The sequence below is a fragment of the Chimaeribacter coloradensis genome (genome assembly GCF_002858715.1).
GTDB lineage: Bacteria > Pseudomonadota > Gammaproteobacteria > Enterobacterales > Enterobacteriaceae > Chimaeribacter > Chimaeribacter coloradensis.
The window spans coordinates 38,446-56,556 of record NZ_PJZH01000015.1; the positions used below are offsets into that span (position 1 = coordinate 38,446).

At 61.3% G+C, this 18,111-nt stretch carries 16 protein-coding genes; 11 read left to right on the forward strand and 5 right to left on the reverse strand.

Annotation, left to right across the window (positions count from 1 at the left end; genetic code table 11):
• The first annotated feature begins 470 nt into the window (after positions 1 to 470).
• A complete protein-coding gene (cobS, locus tag CYR32_RS14400) occupies positions 471 to 1,211 on the forward strand; it encodes an adenosylcobinamide-GDP ribazoletransferase (RefSeq protein WP_241523827.1) in 741 nt (246 codons plus the stop codon).
• Between the two features lie 124 nt (positions 1,212 to 1,335).
• Positions 1,336 to 2,382, forward strand: coding sequence for a nicotinate-nucleotide--dimethylbenzimidazole phosphoribosyltransferase (gene cobT, locus CYR32_RS14405; protein WP_101825611.1), 1,047 nt, complete (start codon positions 1,336 to 1,338; stop codon positions 2,380 to 2,382).
• A 17-nt stretch (positions 2,383 to 2,399) separates the two neighbouring features.
• Here the strand turns inward: cobT and cobO are convergent, their stop codons facing one another.
• Both cobO and CYR32_RS14415 read right to left on the reverse strand, forming a co-directional pair.
• Positions 2,400 to 2,987: a cob(I)yrinic acid a,c-diamide adenosyltransferase gene (gene cobO, locus CYR32_RS14410; protein ID WP_101825613.1), complete on the reverse strand. Its 588-nt coding sequence runs from the start codon at positions 2,985 to 2,987 to the stop codon at positions 2,400 to 2,402.
• A 5-nt stretch (positions 2,988 to 2,992) separates the two neighbouring features.
• Positions 2,993 to 3,754 carry a YciK family oxidoreductase gene (locus CYR32_RS14415; RefSeq protein WP_101825615.1) on the reverse strand — a complete coding sequence of 254 codons (762 nt, stop codon included), beginning with the start codon at positions 3,752 to 3,754 and terminating at the stop codon, positions 2,993 to 2,995.
• 339 nt (positions 3,755 to 4,093) lie between these two features.
• On the opposite strand from CYR32_RS14415, the gene sohB reads away from it, so the two are divergent.
• Positions 4,094 to 5,140: a protease SohB gene (sohB, locus tag CYR32_RS14420; RefSeq protein WP_101825617.1), complete on the forward strand. Its 1,047-nt coding sequence runs from the start codon at positions 4,094 to 4,096 to the stop codon at positions 5,138 to 5,140.
• A 57-nt stretch (positions 5,141 to 5,197) separates the two neighbouring features.
• Here sohB and CYR32_RS14425 read toward each other — a convergent pair whose 3' ends face one another.
• Positions 5,198 to 5,449 (reverse strand): YciN family protein, encoded by a 252-nt coding sequence (locus CYR32_RS14425; RefSeq protein ID WP_101825619.1) that lies wholly within the window; start codon positions 5,447 to 5,449, stop codon positions 5,198 to 5,200.
• Between the two features lie 442 nt (positions 5,450 to 5,891).
• On the opposite strand from CYR32_RS14425, the gene topA reads away from it, so the two are divergent.
• The 3 genes from topA to acnA all read left to right on the forward strand — a co-directional run bounded on the left by topA (position 5,892) and on the right by acnA (position 12,721).
• Positions 5,892 to 8,489, forward strand: a complete 2,598-nt coding sequence (gene topA, locus CYR32_RS14430; protein WP_101825621.1) for a type I DNA topoisomerase — start codon at positions 5,892 to 5,894, stop codon at positions 8,487 to 8,489.
• 335 nt (positions 8,490 to 8,824) lie between these two features.
• Positions 8,825 to 9,799 (forward strand): HTH-type transcriptional regulator CysB, encoded by a 975-nt coding sequence (cysB, locus tag CYR32_RS14435; protein WP_101825622.1) that lies wholly within the window; start codon positions 8,825 to 8,827, stop codon positions 9,797 to 9,799.
• 249 nt (positions 9,800 to 10,048) lie between these two features.
• A complete protein-coding gene (gene acnA, locus CYR32_RS14440; RefSeq protein WP_101825624.1) occupies positions 10,049 to 12,721 on the forward strand; it encodes an aconitate hydratase AcnA in 2,673 nt (890 codons plus the stop codon).
• An 80-nt stretch (positions 12,722 to 12,801) separates the two neighbouring features.
• Here the strand turns inward: acnA and ribA are convergent, their stop codons facing one another.
• The gene (ribA, locus tag CYR32_RS14445; RefSeq protein ID WP_101825680.1) at positions 12,802 to 13,398 is read right to left on the reverse strand and encodes a GTP cyclohydrolase II; all 597 of its coding nucleotides are present in this window, start codon (positions 13,396 to 13,398) and stop codon (positions 12,802 to 12,804) included.
• A 319-nt stretch (positions 13,399 to 13,717) separates the two neighbouring features.
• On the opposite strand from ribA, the gene pgpB reads away from it, so the two are divergent.
• The 5 genes from pgpB to yciH all read left to right on the forward strand — a co-directional run bounded on the left by pgpB (position 13,718) and on the right by yciH (position 17,421).
• The gene (pgpB, locus tag CYR32_RS14450; RefSeq protein ID WP_101825683.1) at positions 13,718 to 14,539 is read left to right on the forward strand and encodes a phosphatidylglycerophosphatase B; all 822 of its coding nucleotides are present in this window, start codon (positions 13,718 to 13,720) and stop codon (positions 14,537 to 14,539) included.
• Between the two features lie 210 nt (positions 14,540 to 14,749).
• A complete protein-coding gene (locus tag CYR32_RS14455) occupies positions 14,750 to 15,058 on the forward strand; it encodes a LapA family protein (protein WP_101825626.1) in 309 nt (102 codons plus the stop codon).
• Positions 15,059 to 15,064: 6 nt separating this feature from the next.
• Positions 15,065 to 16,234, forward strand: a complete 1,170-nt coding sequence (lapB, locus tag CYR32_RS14460) for a lipopolysaccharide assembly protein LapB (protein WP_101825628.1) — start codon at positions 15,065 to 15,067, stop codon at positions 16,232 to 16,234.
• Positions 16,235 to 16,355: 121 nt separating this feature from the next.
• Complete coding sequence (gene pyrF / locus CYR32_RS14465) at positions 16,356 to 17,084, forward strand: orotidine-5'-phosphate decarboxylase (RefSeq protein ID WP_101825630.1); 729 nt, start codon at positions 16,356 to 16,358, stop codon at positions 17,082 to 17,084.
• Between the two features lie 10 nt (positions 17,085 to 17,094).
• On the forward strand, positions 17,095 to 17,421 hold the full coding sequence (gene yciH, locus CYR32_RS14470; RefSeq protein WP_101825632.1) for a stress response translation initiation inhibitor YciH: 327 nt from the start codon (positions 17,095 to 17,097) through the stop codon (positions 17,419 to 17,421).
• A 286-nt stretch (positions 17,422 to 17,707) separates the two neighbouring features.
• Here the strand turns inward: yciH and osmB are convergent, their stop codons facing one another.
• Positions 17,708 to 17,926, reverse strand: coding sequence for an osmotically-inducible lipoprotein OsmB (gene osmB, locus CYR32_RS14475; protein ID WP_072933019.1), 219 nt, complete (start codon positions 17,924 to 17,926; stop codon positions 17,708 to 17,710).
• Between the last annotated feature and the right edge of the window lie 185 nt (positions 17,927 to 18,111).

The following is an 18,111-nucleotide window of genomic DNA, read 5'->3' on the forward strand; positions in this document are numbered from 1 at the left end:
CAGGCTGCGGTTTTTTTTTGAATTTTCTGATTTTTCAGTGATGAAATTATATAAAAGTAATTTTATTTCAGTAAGATATTCAGCTCTGAAATAAAAATGAATCTTATTTCAATCAATTACAATTAACCCGTGGTAAGGCCTGTGATATTAATAACCGCCATTGCCTCTGGAAAATGCGCCGCGGCAGGCACATTGTGCGCCTGCCATACCGCCACGCACGCAGGCGTGGGCGGATAAGCCACCAGAAAAGAGTGGTGGCGCGTTTCCCGGCAACGGCGGACAGGATTGCCGCATAAACAGCGTGTGAGCAGTGCCCGGCCGCGGGGTTCCCCGGCCTGGGTAAAGAAAGGAGACCGTCACGGCCCGCCTGCGTAGCCCGGACGCACCCTAAGGCGGTTTTGCGGGTCTCCGGCATGAGTACAACATTAAAGGCTAGGATTAACATCAATGGACAGATGCTCGCTATGAAAGTGTTTTTGGCAACCTTACAATTTTTAACCCGCCTGCCGGTACCGGCCAACGCCTCCGCGCGCATGAGCGTGGCAGACTATCCCCGTGGGGTTTACTGGTTCCCGGTCATCGGGCTCATCGTCGGGATGTGCTGCACCATCATCTATATGCTGACGGCCAGCGCCCTGGGGCCGCTGATGGCGGCGATGCTGGCGGTGACCACCAATGTGCTGGCCACCGGGGCATTCCACCTCAACGGCCTGGCTGACAGCTGTGACGGGCTCTTCTCCCGCGCGGGCCGGGAGCGGGCGCTGGAGATCATGCGTGACAGCCGCATCGGCACCTATGGTGCCACGGCGGTGGTGCTGTCGTTGCTGATCCGCGTCGGGGCGATCTACCAGATGAGCGTCAGCGGCTATGCGATGCTGCCGGTGCTGCTTGCCACCCCGCTGCTGGCCCGCGGCATGATGCTGGTACTGATGTTCCGCCAGAACTATGCGCGGCGGGAAGAGGGGCTGGGCAACCTCTATATCGGCAAGATCTGCCCGCGCCGCTTTGTGATTACGCTGCTGATCACCGTGCTCGGCGTGGTGCTGCTGTGCGGTGTCATGAGCCTGATCGCGGTGGCGGTGACGCTGTTTGCGGCGCTGATGTTCCGCAGTGCAGTGCAGGAGAAGATTGGCGGCCAGACCGGCGACACGCTGGGGGCAGGCAACGAGCTGTTTGAGCTGGTGTTCCTGCTGGCGCTGATGTGGCACTGATCTCCCCCCGGCACCCGCGGTGACGGGGCGGCCCCCTCGCCGGGCGGCGTGCGCCCGGCCCTTTTTCCCCTCAGGCTTTTACGGCAGCGGCATGGCTGCCGCTGCATCACATGGAGAGTAAAACATGAAATCGGTCAACGACATCCCTGACGCCATCGCCCCGCTGGACAGCGCGGCCATGGCCCGCGCCCAGCAACGGCTGGATTCGCTGGTGAAGCCGCCCGGCAGCATGGGCCGCCTGGAGAGCCTGGCGGTGCAGCTGGCCGGCATCCGCGGCAGTGAACGCGCCCTGGCGTTGCCGCAGAAAGAGATTGTGGTCATGGCCGCCGATCACGGCGTCTGGGAGGAGGGGGTCACCCCGTCACCGCAGGTTGTCACGGCGATTCAGGCGAACAATATCCTGCGCGGCGTCGCGGGGGTCAACGCGATGGCGAAAACCGCCGGGGCCCGCGTGACGCTGGTGGATACCGGCATCATCGGCGGCCCGGTGGCCGGGGCGGTGAATGGCCATCAGGGGCAGGGCAGCGGCAACATCGCCCGCGGCCCGGCGATGTCGCGGGCGCAGGCGGAGCAGATTATCCTGTGGAGCGCCCGCTGGGTGGCGGAGCAGGCCGCCAACGGGCTGGATCTGCTCGGCGTGGGGGAGCTGGGCATGGGCAATACCACCCCGGCCGCGGCGGTGATCTGCGCCATTACCGGCCAGCCGCCGGAAGAGGTGGTCGGGTTCGGCGCGAACCTGCCGCCGGAACAGCTGGCGCATAAAGTGGCGGTGGTGCGCCGCGCCCTGGCGACCAACGCGCCGGACGCGCAGGACGGCCTCGGCGTGCTGGCTGCGGTCGGCGGCTTTGACCTGGCGGCGATGAGCGGGGCGATCCTCGGCGCGGCAGCGGCCGGGATCCCGGTGGTGCTGGACGGCTACCTCTCCTACGCTTCCGCGCTGGCGGCCTGCCTGATCGCCCCGGCGGCGCGCGACTACCTGATCCCGTCCCACACCTCGGCGGAACGCGGCAGCCAGATCGCGCTGGCCCACCTGCAACTGCAACCTTACCTCGATCTGGCCATGCGCCTCGGTGAGGGCAGCGGGGCCGCACTGGCCTTTACGCTGGTTGACGCCGCCTGCGCCATGCACAATGAGATGGCAACGCTGGCGGAGTGTAATATTCAGCTTTAACGGCCCGCCGCAGCCGGCTACCAGTCAATGCCTTTCTGCGCCATGATCCCGGCGTCAAAGGCATGTTTCACCGGGCGCATCTCGCTCACCGTATCGGCCCGTTCCAGCAGCTCACGGTGGCAGCCGCGCCCGGTGATAATCACCGTCTGGTGCGCCGGGCGGGCGTCCAGCGCGGCCATCAGCTCTGCCAGATCCAGGTAGCCGTAACTCACCATGTAGGTCAGCTCATCGAGCAGTACCAGGTCGAGCGCGTCATCGGCCAGCATCCGCTTGCCGTGCTGCCACACTGCCTGGCAGGCCGCGGTGTCGGTGTCGCGGTTCTGCGTCTCCCAGGTAAAGCCGGTGGCCATCACCTGAAACTCCACGCCGTGCGGCTCCAGTAAATTGCGCTCGCCGTTCGGCCACTCCCCCTTGATGAACTGAATCACGCCGGCGCGCAGCCCATGCCCCACGGCGCGGGTCACGGTGCCGAACGCGGCGGTGGTTTTGCCTTTGCCGTTGCCGGTAAACACCATCAGCAGGCCGCGCGCCTCGCGGGCGGCACTGATGCGGGCATCCACCTGTTCTTTGAGTTTTTGCTGGCGCTGCTGGTGGCGGTCGCTCATCGCCGTCACTCCGCCGGGCCGGGCTTGCGGCCCGGTTGGGCATCGAAACTGATGCCGGTTTTGCGGCGGCTGTCATCACCCATCAGGTAAAGGTAGAGCGGCATAATGTCCGCCGGGGTTTTCAGCTTGTTGGCGTCTTCCTGCGGGAAGGCTGAGGCGCGCATCGCGGTGCGGGTGCCGCCGGGGTTGATGCAGTTCACCCGCAGGGTGGAGTGTTTATACTCCTCGGCCAGCACCTGCATCATGCCTTCGGTGGCGAACTTGGAGACGGAATACGCGCCCCAGCCCGCGCGCCCCTCACGGCCGACGCTGGACGTGGTGAAGACCAGCGATCCGCCGGAGGATTTCAGCAGCAGCGGCAACAGCGCCTGGGTCAGCATAAAGGTGGCATTGACGTTGACCTGCATCACCTGGTGCCACTGGGTGATGTCCTGCTGCGCCATCGGCACGATGTCACCCAGCAGCCCGGCATTGTGCAGCACGCCGTCAAGGCGCGGCAGCTGCTGCGCCAGGGTGTCAGCCACGGCGCGGCAATCCTCCGGGGTGGCGGTGAGCAGGTCAAAGGTGACCACCTGCGCCGCTTTCAGCCCGGCCTGGGCGATCTGCTGCTGAACGGCCAGCAGCTTGCTTTCGGTACGGCCCAGCAGGATGACCTGCGCGCCGAAACGGGCGTAGGTGAGGGCGGCTTCACGGCCGATGCCGTCGCCGGCACCGGTGACCAGAATCAGGCGGTTTTTAAGCAGGTCATACTTTGGATGATAGTGCACGGGGGTGTCCTCTCGCGGTGGCTTGGGTGCCGGCGGCGCGGGCCGGTCACAGAGACCAGGGGCACGGCGGGAGCAGGCTCAACCGTCAACGCAACCCTGGCGCGAATCGTGGGTGTTTTCAGGATATTGCACGTTATATGCCTTAAATGGATCGACATTTCAACGAATAACCGCGCTTTCATCCTATTCTTTGTAACAAAACAGGAACATGCGTGGCGGTACAGGGGACACCGTGCCACACTCTCAGCCCCGGCCGGGTAGCGTACCGCGAGACGCTGCGGCCGGAAATGTTTACACTACTCACCTGGACGTTGACTGACAGGAAAAAGGCGGGCATCCGTGGCGTTATTTCTCTCTCTGTATGGGCTGTTTCTGGCCAAAGTCGTCACCCTGGTGGTGGCAATCGGCGCACTGGTGGTGCTGATCTTCAGCCTGCGGGCGCGCAAAACGCAGCGCCCCGGCGAACTGCAACTCACTGACCTCTCGGAGCAGTACCGGGATATGCAGCAGGCGATGCGCGATGCGCGGATGGATGAGCCGGCGCGTAAAGCCCGCGCCAGGGCGCTGAAAAAAGAGCGCAAGGCCGAGGCGAAGCAGGCGAAACACAACGCGAAACAAGGCGTCACCGGCAGCAAACCCTGCCTCTATGTGCTGGATTTCCGCGGCAGCATCGATGCCCACGAAGTGGCGTCGCTGCGCGAGGAGATCACGGCGGTGCTGGCGGTGGCCACGCCGCAGGATGAGGTGCTGCTGCGCCTCGAAAGCCCGGGCGGGGTGGTGCACGGTTACGGGCTGGCCGCCTCGCAGCTGACCCGCCTGCGCCAGGCGGGCATCCGGCTGACGGTGGCCGTGGACAAAGTGGCCGCCAGCGGCGGCTACATGATGGCCTGCGTGGCGGACCGCATCATCGCTGCGCCGTTCGCCATCATCGGTTCTATCGGCGTGGTCGCCCAGATCCCTAACTTCAACCGGCTGCTGAAGAAAAACGACATTGACGTCGAGCTGCACACCGCCGGGGAGTTCAAGCGCACCCTGACGCTGTTTGGTGAAAACAGCGAGCAGGGGCGCGAGAAGTTCCGTGAGGATCTCAACGAAACCCATCAGCTGTTCAAGGCGTTCGTCAAGCAGCAGCGCCCGTCACTGGACATCGACAGCGTCGCCACCGGCGAGCACTGGTTCGGGCTTCAGGCGCGTGAAAAAGGGCTGATTGACGCCATCGGCACCAGTGACGATCTGCTGATCGCCGAGATGGAAAACCATGAGGTGGTCAGCGTCCGTTACACCCGCCGCAAGCGCATGATGGACCGCTTCACCCACAGCGCGGCCGAAAGTGCCGACCGCCTGCTGTTGCGCTGGTGGCAGCGCGGCCAGAAGCCGCTGCTATAAATAAAACCGGCGGTTATTAACAAGAAAAAGGGGCGTCAGCCCCTTTTAACCGAATGGTTAATTTTCCAGATAATATTTATCTGATAGCTGATGCGCCAGGTGTTTAAACATATTAAATACCGCGGTACTTTTCGCCGTCGGCAACCCTTGCTGATCAAGGAAAAACTCCCCGCTGAAAACCAGCACGTCGCCATTTTGCCGCACATCGGTGGCAACCATGCCGTGCAAATAATCTTCATGTGTTTTGATAATATTATTGGCGAGATCCAGTAACGCGTTTTTGTCGATCGCCGTTCTATTTTTGTTCATCCTGATGACTCCGCAACTGATTATCCGCCGCCAGTGTAGTGCGCCAAAGGAAAACCCGCAAATCCCCTAAGGGCATTGCGGCAAAAGAGACCATTGGCGAAAACAGCGGATCCATGCTAATTAGGTTGCGTGGCGTTATTTATCAGGTAGAGTGTGGCGTTTCGCCGGGTAAGTGGAAGATTTACTTTACGCTTCAGACTTTTCTGGGTGCCGGCCGGCGGTCAGGCACAGGGAAAAGCAGTTGCAGTCGGCAGGTACCGGGGCGTTCCCCGCGGGCGGAGCGGGCTGAATTGTGTCAGTGATGAGCAATCAGGAACCGGATGATGAAAAATGCCTTGATCTCCTGCTTCACTGCCGCAATATAAAAAAGAGAGTCATACTGCTGCGGCATAACGAGATAAAAATTTCTTTTTCGGAAGAATTAATTTAGGTAAAGATAAATATGGGAAAAGCTCTCGTAATAGTTGAGTCCCCGGCAAAAGCCAAAACGATTAATAAATATTTAGGCAATGACTACGTGGTGAAGTCCAGCGTCGGTCATATCCGCGATTTACCCACCAGCGGGTCAGCCAGTAAAAAAAGCGCCGAATCTTCCGAAGAAAAACCAAAGAAAAAAGTCAAAAAGGATGAGAAAGCGGCGCTGGTAAACCGGATGGGGGTTGACCCTTACCACGGCTGGCAGGCGCAGTATGAAATCCTGCCGGGCAAAGAGAAGGTGGTGGCGGAGCTGAAATCCCTGGCGGAAAATGCCGACCACATCTACCTCGCGACCGACCTTGACCGCGAAGGGGAAGCCATTGCCTGGCACCTGCGGGAAGTGATCGGCGGCGACGACAGCCGCTTCAGCCGCGTGGTGTTTAACGAAATCACCAAAAATGCCATCAAACAGGCGTTTAACCAGCCGGGCGAGCTGAATATCGACCGGGTCAACGCCCAGCAGGCGCGCCGTTTCATGGACCGCGTGGTGGGCTACATGGTCTCCCCGCTGCTGTGGAAAAAGATCGCCCGCGGCCTCTCGGCAGGCCGGGTGCAGTCCGTGGCGGTGCGGCTGGTGGTGGAGCGCGAGCGCGAAATCAAGGCATTTGTGCCGGAAGAGTACTGGGAGCTGCATGCGCAGCTGAACACCCAGGATGAGGCCGTGCTGAACATGGAGGTGACCCACCACCATGACAAGCCGTTCAAGCCGGTCAACCGCGAGCAGACCCACGCCGCCGTGGCCCTGCTGGAGAAAGCGCGTTACACGGTGCTCGACCGTGAAGACAAGCCGACCAGCAGCCGCCCGGGCGCGCCGTTCATCACCTCCACGCTGCAACAGGCGGCCAGTACCCGCCTCGGCTTCGGCGTGAAAAAAACCATGATGATGGCGCAGCGCCTGTATGAAGCGGGCCACATCACCTATATGCGTACCGACTCCACCAACCTGAGCCAGGACGCCCTGACCATGGTGCGTGGCTACATCGGCACGGAATTCGGCGATAAGTACCTGCCGAAAGAGCCGAATACCTACAGCAGCAAAGAGAACTCCCAGGAAGCGCACGAAGCGATCCGTCCGTCGGACGTGCAGGTAGTGGCTGAGCAGCTGAAAGACATGGAAGCGGACGCCCAGAAACTCTACCAGCTGATCTGGCGGCAGTTCGTGGCCTGCCAGATGACGCCGGCCAAGTATGACTCCACCACCCTGACGGTGCAGGCGGCAGACTATCAGCTGCGCGCCAAAGGGCGCATCCTGCGCTTTGACGGCTGGACGCGCGTGATGCCGGCCCTGCGCAAAAATGACGAAGACCGCACGCTGCCGAACGTGGCGATCGGCACCGAACTGACGTTGCAGCAGCTGCTGCCGAGCCAGCACTTCACCAAGCCGCCGGCGCGCTTCAGCGAAGCCTCGCTGGTGAAAGAGCTGGAAAAACGCGGCATCGGCCGCCCGTCGACCTATGCGTCGATCATCTCCACCATCCAGGACCGCGGTTACGTGCGGGTGGAAAACCGCCGTTTCTACGCCGAGAAGATGGGTGAGATTGTCACCGACCGCCTGGAAGAGAACTTCCGTGACCTGATGAACTATGACTTCACGGCGCGCATGGAAAATGACCTCGACCAGGTGGCGAACAACCAGGCTGAGTGGAAAGCGGTGCTGGACGGCTTCTTCAGCGACTTCAGCGACCAGCTGGGCAAAGCGGAGCAGGACCCGGAAGAGGGCGGCATGCGCCCGAACCAGATGGTGCTGACCAGCATCGACTGCCCGACCTGCGGCCGCAAGATGGGCATCCGTACCGCCAGCACCGGCGTGTTCCTCGGCTGCTCCGGCTATGCGCTGTCGCCGAAAGAGCGCTGCAAAACCACCATTAACCTGGTGCCGGAAAACGAAGTGCTCAACGTGCTGGAAGGCGAAGACGCCGAAACCAACGCGCTGCGCGCCCGCCGCCGCTGCCCGAAATGCGGCACGGCGATGGACAGTTACCTGATTGATAACCAGCGCAAGCTGCACGTCTGCGGGAATAACCCGGCCTGTGAAGGGTATGAGATTGAGCAGGGCGAATTCCGCCTGAAAGGCTACGACGGCCCGGTGGTGGAGTGCGAGAAGTGCGGCTCAGAGATGCACCTGAAAATGGGGCGTTTCGGCAAGTACATGGGCTGTACCAACGACGAGTGTAAAAACACCCGTAAGATCCTGCGTAACGGCGAAGTCGCGCCACCGAAGGAAGACCCGGTACCGCTGCCGGAGCTGCCGTGTGAGAAGTCGGACGCCTATTTTGTGCTGCGTGACGGCGCGGCCGGGGTCTTCCTGGCGGCCAACACCTTCCCGAAATCGCGCGAGACCCGTGCGCCGCTGGTCGAAGAGCTGGCCCGCTTCCGTGACCGCCTGCCGGAGAAGCTGCGCTACCTGGCCGACGCGCCGGTCACCGACCCGGAAGGCAATAAAACCCTGGTACGTTACAGCCGCAAAACCAAGCAGCAGTATGTCTCCTCCGAGAAAGAGGGCAAGGCCACCGGCTGGTCAGCGTTCTTTGTCGACGGCAAATGGGTTGAAAGCAAAAAATAAGCGTCTCTGAGAAAGTGATCGCCTGAGCACGTCTTAAAAAACCAGCGTATAAACGCTGGTTTTTTTATAGCAGGTGGATTTATCATCATGCATGCGTATGATTTTAACCGCATTGATTAGCTTAAATGAATAGCAGGCATGGCGAAGCGCTATACAGCCCCGTTCCGGTTGGTATAATCGTTATATAAAATCTTTTTTTATGTTTAATTGTCATTAGCTGACCGATCTTCTTTCGCCCCGGTGCCGTGCTTCCGGCGAGGCACCGGGCGGCGATGCGCCTGTCACCTTTTGTCTGGCTGCCTGCGGGGCAGTGCTTAACCTAGGACGGTAAAGATATGAAATTGCAGCAGCTTCGTTACATTGTGGAAGTTGTCAATCACAACCTTAACGTCTCCTCGACGGCAGAAGGGCTTTACACCTCACAACCGGGTATCAGCAAGCAGGTGCGGATGCTGGAGGATGAGCTGGGCATTCAGATCTTCGCGCGCAGCGGCAAACACCTTACGCAAGTCACCCCGGCGGGGCAGGAGATCATCCGCATCGCGCGGGAGGTGCTCTCCAAAGTCGACGCCATCAAAGCGGTGGCCGGCGAGCACACCTACCCGGACAAAGGCTCGCTCTATGTCGCGACCACCCACACCCAGGCGCGTTACGCCCTGCCGCAGGTGATTAAAGGCTTTATTGAGCGCTACCCGCGCGTGTCGCTGCATATGCATCAGGGCTCCCCGACCCAGATCGCCGAGGCGGTCTCCAAAGGCACCGCTGATTTCGCCATCGCCACTGAGGCGCTGCACCTCTATGACGATCTGGTGATGCTGCCGTGTTACCACTGGAACCGTGCGGTGGTGGTGCAGCCTGACCACCCGCTGGCAGGGAAGGCGCATGTCACCATTGAAGAGCTGGCGACCTACCCGATCGTCACTTACACCTTTGGCTTTACCGGCCGCTCGGAGCTGGATACCGCCTTTAACCGCGCCGGGCTGACGCCGCGCATCGTGTTTACTGCCACCGATGCCGACGTGATCAAAACCTACGTGCGGCTGGGGCTGGGGGTCGGGGTGATCGCCAGCATGGCGATTGACCCGGTGCAGGACCCTGACCTGGTCACGGTGGATGCGCGGGACATCTTCACCTACAGCACCACCAAAATCGGTTTCCGCCGCAGCACCTTCCTGCGCAGTTACATGTATGACTTCATCCACCGTTTCGCCCCGCACCTGACGCGTGACGTGGTGGACAGCGCCGTCTCGCTGCGCTCGAATGAAGAGATCGAGGCGATGTTCAAAGACATTACCCTGCCGGTCAAATAACCCTGCCTGCCGGGCGCTGCCCGGCTGCTTCCTGCCGCCGTTCTCCTTCCTGCCTCCGGTTTCATCAATTTTCCCCTGCCATTAAGGGGTTGCGCCGATCGCCTTGATCAAAAGGTGTTGTTATCAAAACGTTACGCTATGTTTGTGTTATCTTTAAATTAAGACGCACAACCTGACCGGGTATTGGCGGCATGCCGCTCAGCCGCCAGGCGTTGTGCGACATGAACAGGTCAAACTGGGAGGAGCGCCATGTCATCCGATCTTCGTGAGCAAAGTCAGAAAAAGCTGGACGCGCTGAATCACGAGTACCATTACTACAGCCTGGCCACGGTGTCAGAACAGCTGGGGGACATCGCCCGGCTGCCGAAATCGATGAAAGTCTTGCTGGAGAATCTGCTGCGCCATATCGATGGCGACACCGTCACCGAAGAGGATCTGCGGGCGATGGTCGCCTGGCAGAAAACCGGCCACGCCAACCGTGAAATTGCCTACCGCCCGGCGCGCGTGCTGATGCAGGACTTTACCGGCGTCCCGGCGGTGGTGGATCTGGCGGCGATGCGTGAGGCGGTGAAGCGGCTGGGCGGGGCGGTTGACCAGGTCAACCCGCTGTCACCGGTCGATCTGGTGATCGACCATTCGGTCACCGTGGATGAGTACGGTACCACTGACGCCTTTGATGAGAACGTGCGGCTGGAGATGGAGCGCAACCATGAGCGCTACCAGTTCCTGCGCTGGGGGCAGCAGGCGTTCAACCGCTTCCGCGTGGTGCCGCCGGGCACCGGCATCTGCCACCAGGTCAACCTCGAATACCTCGGCCAGACGGTCTGGCATGAGGAACAGGACGGCAGACAGGTCGCCTACCCGGATACGCTGGTGGGCACTGACTCCCACACCACCATGATCAACGGCCTCGGGGTACTGGGCTGGGGCGTGGGCGGCATCGAGGCGGAAGCGGCGATGCTTGGGCAGCCGGTGTCGATGCTGATCCCGGATGTGGTGGGCTTTAAACTCACCGGCAAACTGCGGGAAGGCATCACCGCCACCGACCTGGTGCTGACCGTGACCCAGATGCTGCGCAAACATGGCGTGGTCGGCAAGTTTGTTGAGTTCTACGGCGACGGGCTGGCCGACCTGCCGCTGGCGGACCGCTCCACCATCGCCAACATGGCACCGGAATATGGCGCAACCTGCGGCTTCTTCCCGGTGGATGAGGTCACGCTCAGCTACATGAAACTCACCGGCCGCAGCGATGAGCAGATCGCACTGGTGGAAAAATATACCCGCGAACAGGGGCTGTGGCGGCATGAGGGCGATGAGCCGATTTTCACCAGTACCCTGTCGCTGGACATGGGCACCGTGGAGTCCAGCGTCTCCGGGCCGAAACGCCCGCAGGATCGCGTGGCGCTGCCCGGCGTGCCGCAGGCGTTTAACGCCGCGACTGAACTGGACGTCAACGCCCGCGCCGGCAGCGAAGCGGAACCCATCACGCTGCGTGGCGAAGAACTGAAGCTGGAGAACGGCGCGGTGGTGATCGCCGCCATTACCTCCTGCACCAACACCTCTAACCCCAGCATTCTGATGGCCGCCGGGCTGGTGGCGAAAAAAGCGGTAGAGCGCGGGCTGAAAAGCAAGCCGTGGGTGAAAACCTCGCTGGCACCCGGCTCGATGGTGGTGACCAACTACCTCGCCAAAGCGGGGCTGATGGGCTACCTCGACAGCCTTGGCTTTAACCTGGTGGGCTACGGCTGTACCACCTGCATCGGTAACTCCGGCCCGCTGCTCGGCCCGATTGAGGAGGCGATCAAAGCAGGGGATTTGACCGTGGGCGCGGTGCTCTCCGGTAACCGTAACTTTGAGGGGCGCATCCACCCGCTGATCAAAACCAACTGGCTTGCCTCGCCGCCGCTGGTGGTGGCCTATGCGCTGGCAGGTAACCTCAAGGTTAACCTCAGCACCGACCCGCTCGGCACCGACAAAGCGGGCAACCCGGTCTACCTGCATGACATCTGGCCGACCGCCAATGAGATCGCCGAGGCGGTGGAGCAGGTGCGTACCGAGATGTTCCTCAAAGAGTATTCCGAGGTGTTCAACGGCGATGAAAACTGGCAGGCGATCCAGGTAAAAGGCTCGCCGACCTACAGCTGGCAGGATGACTCCACCTACATCCGCCACTCGCCGTTCTTCGATGACATGGAAGCGGAGCCGAAAACGGTACAGGACATCGAAGGCGCGCGCATCCTGCTGATGCTGGGCGACTCCGTGACCACCGACCACATCTCACCGGCGGGCAGCATCAAGGCAGACAGCCCGGCCGGGCGCTACCTGCGTGATCACGGCGTGGAGCGGGGCGATTTCAACTCCTACGGCTCCCGCCGCGGTAACTACGAGGTGATGGTGCGCGGCACCTTTGCCAACGTGCGTATCCGCAATGAGCTGGTGCCGGGCGTGGAGGGCGGGGTGACGCGCCACCTGCCGTCCCAGGCGCAGATGGCGGTGTATGACGCGGCGATGCGTTACCAGCAGGAGAAGGTGCCGCTGGCGGTGATTGCCGGCAAAGAGTACGGCTCCGGCTCCAGCCGTGACTGGGCGGCGAAAGGGCCGCGTTTGCTGGGCATCCGCGTGGTGATCGCCGAGTCGTTCGAGCGCATCCACCGTTCTAACCTGATCGGGATGGGCATTCTGCCGCTGGAGTTCCCGGAAGGGGTGACGCGCAAAACCCTGGGCCTGACCGGCGAGGAGCAGATCAGCATCCACGGCCTGCAAACCCTCTCACCGGGGCAGACCGTGAAAGTGACGCTGACCTATGCCGACGGCCATACTGCGGAGATCGACGCCCGCTGCCGCATCGACACCAGCAACGAACTGACCTACTTCAACAATGACGGTATCCTGCACTATATGATCCGCAAAATGCTGGCATAACCGGCCTTCTTCCGGGAAACCGGTTGGGCAGCGAATAAAAAAGGGCACCCGCAGGTGCCCTTTTTATTGCCGGTAACGGCCTATTTTTTCGGGTCCAGCAGGTGGCCCATTTTGGCTGCCTTGGTCGCCAGATAGTGCTCGTTTTTCGGGTTGCGCCCGACGATCAACGGCACCCGTTCGGTGATGTTGATGCCCGCTTCGGTCAGGATCGCCACTTTTTTCGGGTTGTTGGTCAGCAGGCGCACCGCGTCTACCCCCAGCAGCTTGAACATGTCAGCGCACAGGGTGAAATCACGCTCGTCGGCGGCAAAGCCGAGCTGGTGGTTGGCCTCCACGGTGTCGGCCCCTTTGTCCTGTAACGCATAGGCGCGGATCTTGTTCAGCAGCCCGATGTTGCGCCCTTCCTGACGGTGGTACAGCAGGACGCCGCGCCCCTCTTCGGCAATCTGCGTCAGGGCGGCTTCAAGCTGGAAACCGCAGTCACAGCGCAGGCTGAACAGGGCATCACCGGTGAGGCACTCTGAATGCACGCGCGACAGCACCGGCTCGCTGCCGGAGACGTCACCGAATACCAGCGCCAGGTGATCCTGACCGGTAGCCAACTCTTCAAAGCCCACCATGAGGAAATCCCCCCACGGCGTGGGCAGTTTCGCCTCGGCGACCCGTTTAAGCTGCATGTTACTCTCCAAAAAACTGATATTTGACATTATTCTTGTTGCGCATCCTACGTTCTGCGGCGCGCCTTGACCAGCACAAAACCGTGGCCGGGCGGCTCACCAGGCGGCGGCGTGGTCAGCAAAAAGAGCACGCCGGGGCGCGGCACACCCGCAGATTATGCTGGTTCGCCCGCCAAAAGGGATGATGACCTGTTGACGCAGCGGCAAATTTCCGGCCGTTCACATACTAGCGCAGTTTGTCAGCGGGGAAATGGATTTATTGTGTCAAGCTTATGACACCCTGGTTAAATTCACGCTCATTTTTTACAAGGACGGCACCATGCTTGCAAACGGCTCCAAGTCCGGCAACGACACCACGTCTGATAAGGACACCGCGTTCGCCATCGTCAAACGCACCACCCTGGGGGCATTGCTCCTGCTGCTGATGCCCCTGGCAGTCTGGGCCTCCGGCTGGCAGTGGCAGCCGGGGGAGGGCAACGCCTTTCTCCGCACCCTCTACTGGATAACCCAGACCGTGACCCGCCCGTGGGGCATCCTCACCAGCGCGCTGCTGATCGCCTGGTTCCTCTGGTGCCTGCGCTTCCAGTTGCGCGGGGCGATCGGGCTGGCGCTGCTGCTGGCGGCCGCCATCCTCATCGGGCAGCAGCTGAAAAGCCTGGTCAAGGATCACGTCCAGGCGCCGCGGCCCTTTGTGGTCTGGATGGAGCAGCAGTACCAGGTCGATAACCAGGCCTTCTACCAGCTCAAGCGGGCGGACCGCGGCGCGCTGGTTGAGGAACAGCTGCGGGACAACAGGGTAGTGCCGCCCTGGCTGAAGGCGCACTGGCAGTTTGAGACCGGCTTCTCCTTCCCCTCCGGCCACACCCTGTTTGCCGCCAGCTGGGCGCTGCTCGGCATCGGCCTGCTGTGGCCGCGCCGCCGCTATAAAACCATCGCGCTGCTGGTGGTCTGGGCCGTCGCGGTGATGGGCAGCCGCCTGATGCTCGGGATGCACTGGCCGCGCGATCTGGTGATGGCGACGGTGATGAGCTGGGTGCTGGTAACGCTGGCCTGCTGCGTGGTGCAGCGTTTTATCGGCCCGCTGAACGTGGAACGCGACGAGCACCAGGAGATCGCCGCGCGCGAAAACAGCAAGAAATAGCCGGTGGGGGCCTCCGGCGTTTGCGCCGGCGCGCCGGCGGCCCCCTGTCTTCTTCCGGCCATTGGGCACACAGTGTGCAAATAGCGCCGGTCTGCGGCTTTATCATGGCGCAGGGTTTCCCAGCCGCAATGGGAAGTGCTAACTTAATAGGTCAGGACGCCACAATGTTGGCTTAATTCATCCGGTTAACCCGGCATCACAGGAATAAATGTGAAATATCTGCTCATTTTTTTGGTCTTGCTGGTGATCATCGTGATTTCCATCACGTTAGGCGCCCATAACGATCAGGTTGTCACCTTTAACTATCTTCTCGCCCAGGGCGATTACCGCGTTTCCACGCTGCTGGCCACGCTGTTCGGCACCGGCTTTATCCTCGGCTGGGTAATTTGCGGCCTGTTCTATCTGCGCGTCCGCCTGTCACTTTCCCGTGCGCAGCGTAAAATCAAGCGCCTGGAGCAGCAGATTGCACCGGCCGGTGAGAGCGTGCCTGCGGCGCAGACCTCTCTCAGCAAGGAATAACCCCCTATGTTAGAGCTGCTGTTTCTGTTGTTGCCTGTGGCGGCCGCCTACGGCTGGTACATGGGGCACAGAAGTGCTCAACAGAACAAGCAACAGGAGGCGAACCGCCTGTCACGCGAGTATGTGGCGGGGGTGAACTTCCTGCTCTCCAACCAGCAGGACAAAGCGGTGGACCTGTTCCTCGATATGCTGAAAGAGGACAGCAATACCGTGGAGGCCCACCTGACGCTGGGCAACCTGTTCCGTTCACGCGGCGAAGTTGACCGCGCCATCCGCATCCACCAGGCGTTGATGGAGAGTGCCTCACTGAGCTTTGAGCAGCGGTTGCTGGCGGTGCAGCAGCTGGGCCGTGACTATATGGCCGCCGGGTTTTACGACCGCGCGGAGGAGATGTTCACCCAGTTAATCAAAGAAGAGGATTTCCAGCACTCGGCGCTGCAACAGCTGCTGGTGATCCACCAGGCCACCAGCGACTGGCAGAAAGCGATCGACGTGGCGGAGAAACTGACCCGGCTCGGCAAAGAGGACAAACGGGCGGACATCGCGCACTTCTACTGTGAGCTGGCCCTGCTGGCGATGGGCAGTGACGACCAGGAGAAGGCGATGTCGCTGCTGAAAAAAGCCTCGGCGGCGGATCGTAACTGCGCGCGCGTCTCCATTATGCAGGGGCGGATCCTGATGGCCCAGCAGGCGTGGGCGAAAGCCGCCGCCGCACTGGAGCAGGTGCTGGAGCAGGACAAGGAGATGGTCAGCGAAACCCTGCCGATGCTGCATGAGTGCTTTACCCACCTGCAACAGCCCACCGAGTGGACGGAGTTCCTCAAACGCTGTGTCGAAAGCAACACCGGGGCGATTGCCGAACTCTACCTGGCGGAGATCCTGGAGCAGGAGCAGGGGCGTGATGTGGCGCAGGTCTACATCAACCGGCAGCTCCAGCGCCACCCGACCATGCGCGTCTTCTACCGGCTGATGGACTACCACCTGGCGGACGCCGAAGAAGGGCGCGCCAAAGAGAGCCTGCAACTGCTGCGGGACATGGTGGGCGAGCAGATCCGCACCAAACCGCGCTACCGCTGCCACAAATGCGGCTTCACCGCCCACTCCCTCTACTGGCACTGCCCCTCCTGCCGGGCCTGGGCCTCCGTCAAACCGATCCGCGGCCTCGACGGCCAGTAAGCGCGGCGCTTCCCCTGCCGCGCGGCCCGGCGCACGCTGGGCTTTCCCGCCGCGGTTAGGTAGAATGCGGGCGGTAAAAAATGGCGAACCCTGCCCAACCCCCGCGTATAAGGATGATGAAATGGCGTCTGTTCTCACCCCCACCTCCGGTGGCCCGGTCTCCTCACCGGTTGTTGTCGCGCTGGACTATGCTGATCAGGCGGCCGCGCTGGCCTTTGCTGACCAGATTGACCCGCGTGACTGCCGCCTGAAAATCGGCAAGGAGATGTTCACCCTGTTTGGGCCGCAACTGGTGCGCGACCTGCACAGCCGGGGTTTTGACGTCTTTCTCGATCTGAAATTCCACGACATCCCCAACACCGTGGCGAAAGCGGTGGCCGCGGCCGCGGAACTGGGCGTCTGGATGGTGAACGTACACGCCGGCGGCGGCCGCCGGATGATGACGGCTGCCCGCGAGGCGCTGTTGCCGTTTGGGGCGGACGCCCCGCTGCTGATCGCCGTGACCGTGCTTACCAGCATGGAGCAGGCGGATCTGGCCGAGGTCGGCATTACCCTCTCACCGGCGGACCATGCCGAGCGGCTGGCGAGGCTGACCCGCGACTGCGGGCTGGACGGCGTGGTCTGCTCGGCGCAGGAAGCGGTGCGCCTCAAGCAGGCGTGCGGCCGCGATTTCCGGCTGGTGACCCCCGGCATCCGCCCGGCAGGCAGTGAGGCGGGCGACCAGCGCCGCATCATGACCCCGCAGCAGGCGCAGGCCGCAGGCGTGGACTATATGGTCATCGGCCGCCCGGTGACGCAGGCCGCCGACCCGGCTGCCGCCCTGCGCACCATTCTGGCTGACCTGGCCTGAGGAGAAAAACATGGCACGTGATGATAACCCCCTGGTCTACTCCACCGGCACCGGCCGGATTACGGCCCCGGAGATCAAACCGGTGCGGCCGAAAGGTGACGGCATCGTGCGCATCCAGCGGCAGACCAGCGGCCGCAAAGGCAAAGGCGTCTGCGTGATTACCGGCATCGATCTGGACGACGCAGCGCTGGAGAAACTGGCGGCAGAGCTGAAGAAAAAGTGCGGCTGCGGCGGCGCGGTGAAAGAGGGCGTGATTGAAATTCAGGGCGACAAGCGTGAACTGCTCCAGCAACTGCTGGAAGCGAAAGGCATGAAAGTGAAACTGGCCGGTGGCTGATGCCTGGCCTGATAAAACTGCGGGCGCGGTGTGCGCCCGCAGGGAACAACGTTGAGGTTGCTGAGCGAGAATAAATCAAAAGCGGGCAGGAGAGCGTTTTTATCCGGCATCCCGGCGGAGATCCCGCGCTTTTCCTGATGCTTGTGCCGTAAGGCACTTTTTTTATTATCAGACCTGACGAGTTATGACCGGCGTCCTGCCTTATTTTTAAAGAGAGCCTTTGCCGGGGAGTAATTTAAACCGGGCAGACACTTCTTTACCTTTCTTTTATTTCCAGCCGCCGTAATTAACGGTCAACCTGATGGCCGATAATACCGCCGATAGCGGCACCGCCCAGGGTCCCCAGAGTGCTGCCGTCAGTCAGGACAGCGCCGCCCAGCGCACCGGCACCGGCACCAATCGCCGTGTTGCGGCCGCGGTGAGACATATTCGAGCAGGCCGACAGGGACAGGGCCAGGGTCGTCACCAGCACAACGGTGGTCAGACGTTTATTTACTTTCATCATTTTTACTTCTCCTTGCAGGGGAATACGCCATATTCTGACTTAAGTGAAATTAATCAACTTAAGCGGGTACTGCTGTATTCATTATAGGCAACAACGCCCATCTTATCGTCTCTGGGCAGAATTCTGCACAGCAGATTATCGGGAACAACAGAATAATCATTGGCATTCCCGTGGAATGGACCGGC

Coding starts and splice junctions, on each gene's coding strand:
- cobT (WP_101825611.1), top strand. CDS start 1,336: ATGAAATCGGTCAACGACATCCCTGACGCCATCGCCCCGCTGGACAGC.
- topA (WP_101825621.1), top strand. CDS start 5,892: ATGGGAAAAGCTCTCGTAATAGTTGAGTCCCCGGCAAAAGCCAAAACG.
- cysB (WP_101825622.1), top strand. CDS start 8,825: ATGAAATTGCAGCAGCTTCGTTACATTGTGGAAGTTGTCAATCACAAC.
- lapB (WP_101825628.1), top strand. CDS start 15,065: ATGTTAGAGCTGCTGTTTCTGTTGTTGCCTGTGGCGGCCGCCTACGGC.
- pgpB (WP_101825683.1), top strand. CDS start 13,718: ATGCTTGCAAACGGCTCCAAGTCCGGCAACGACACCACGTCTGATAAG.
- CYR32_RS14425 (WP_101825619.1), bottom strand. CDS start 5,449: ATGAACAAAAATAGAACGGCGATCGACAAAAACGCGTTACTGGATCTC.
- acnA (WP_101825624.1), top strand. CDS start 10,049: ATGTCATCCGATCTTCGTGAGCAAAGTCAGAAAAAGCTGGACGCGCTG.
- ribA (WP_101825680.1), bottom strand. CDS start 13,398: ATGCAGCTTAAACGGGTCGCCGAGGCGAAACTGCCCACGCCGTGGGGG.
- pyrF (WP_101825630.1), top strand. CDS start 16,356: ATGGCGTCTGTTCTCACCCCCACCTCCGGTGGCCCGGTCTCCTCACCG.
- yciH (WP_101825632.1), top strand. CDS start 17,095: ATGGCACGTGATGATAACCCCCTGGTCTACTCCACCGGCACCGGCCGG.
- cobO (WP_101825613.1), bottom strand. CDS start 2,987: ATGAGCGACCGCCACCAGCAGCGCCAGCAAAAACTCAAAGAACAGGTG.
- osmB (WP_072933019.1), bottom strand. CDS start 17,926: ATGATGAAAGTAAATAAACGTCTGACCACCGTTGTGCTGGTGACGACC.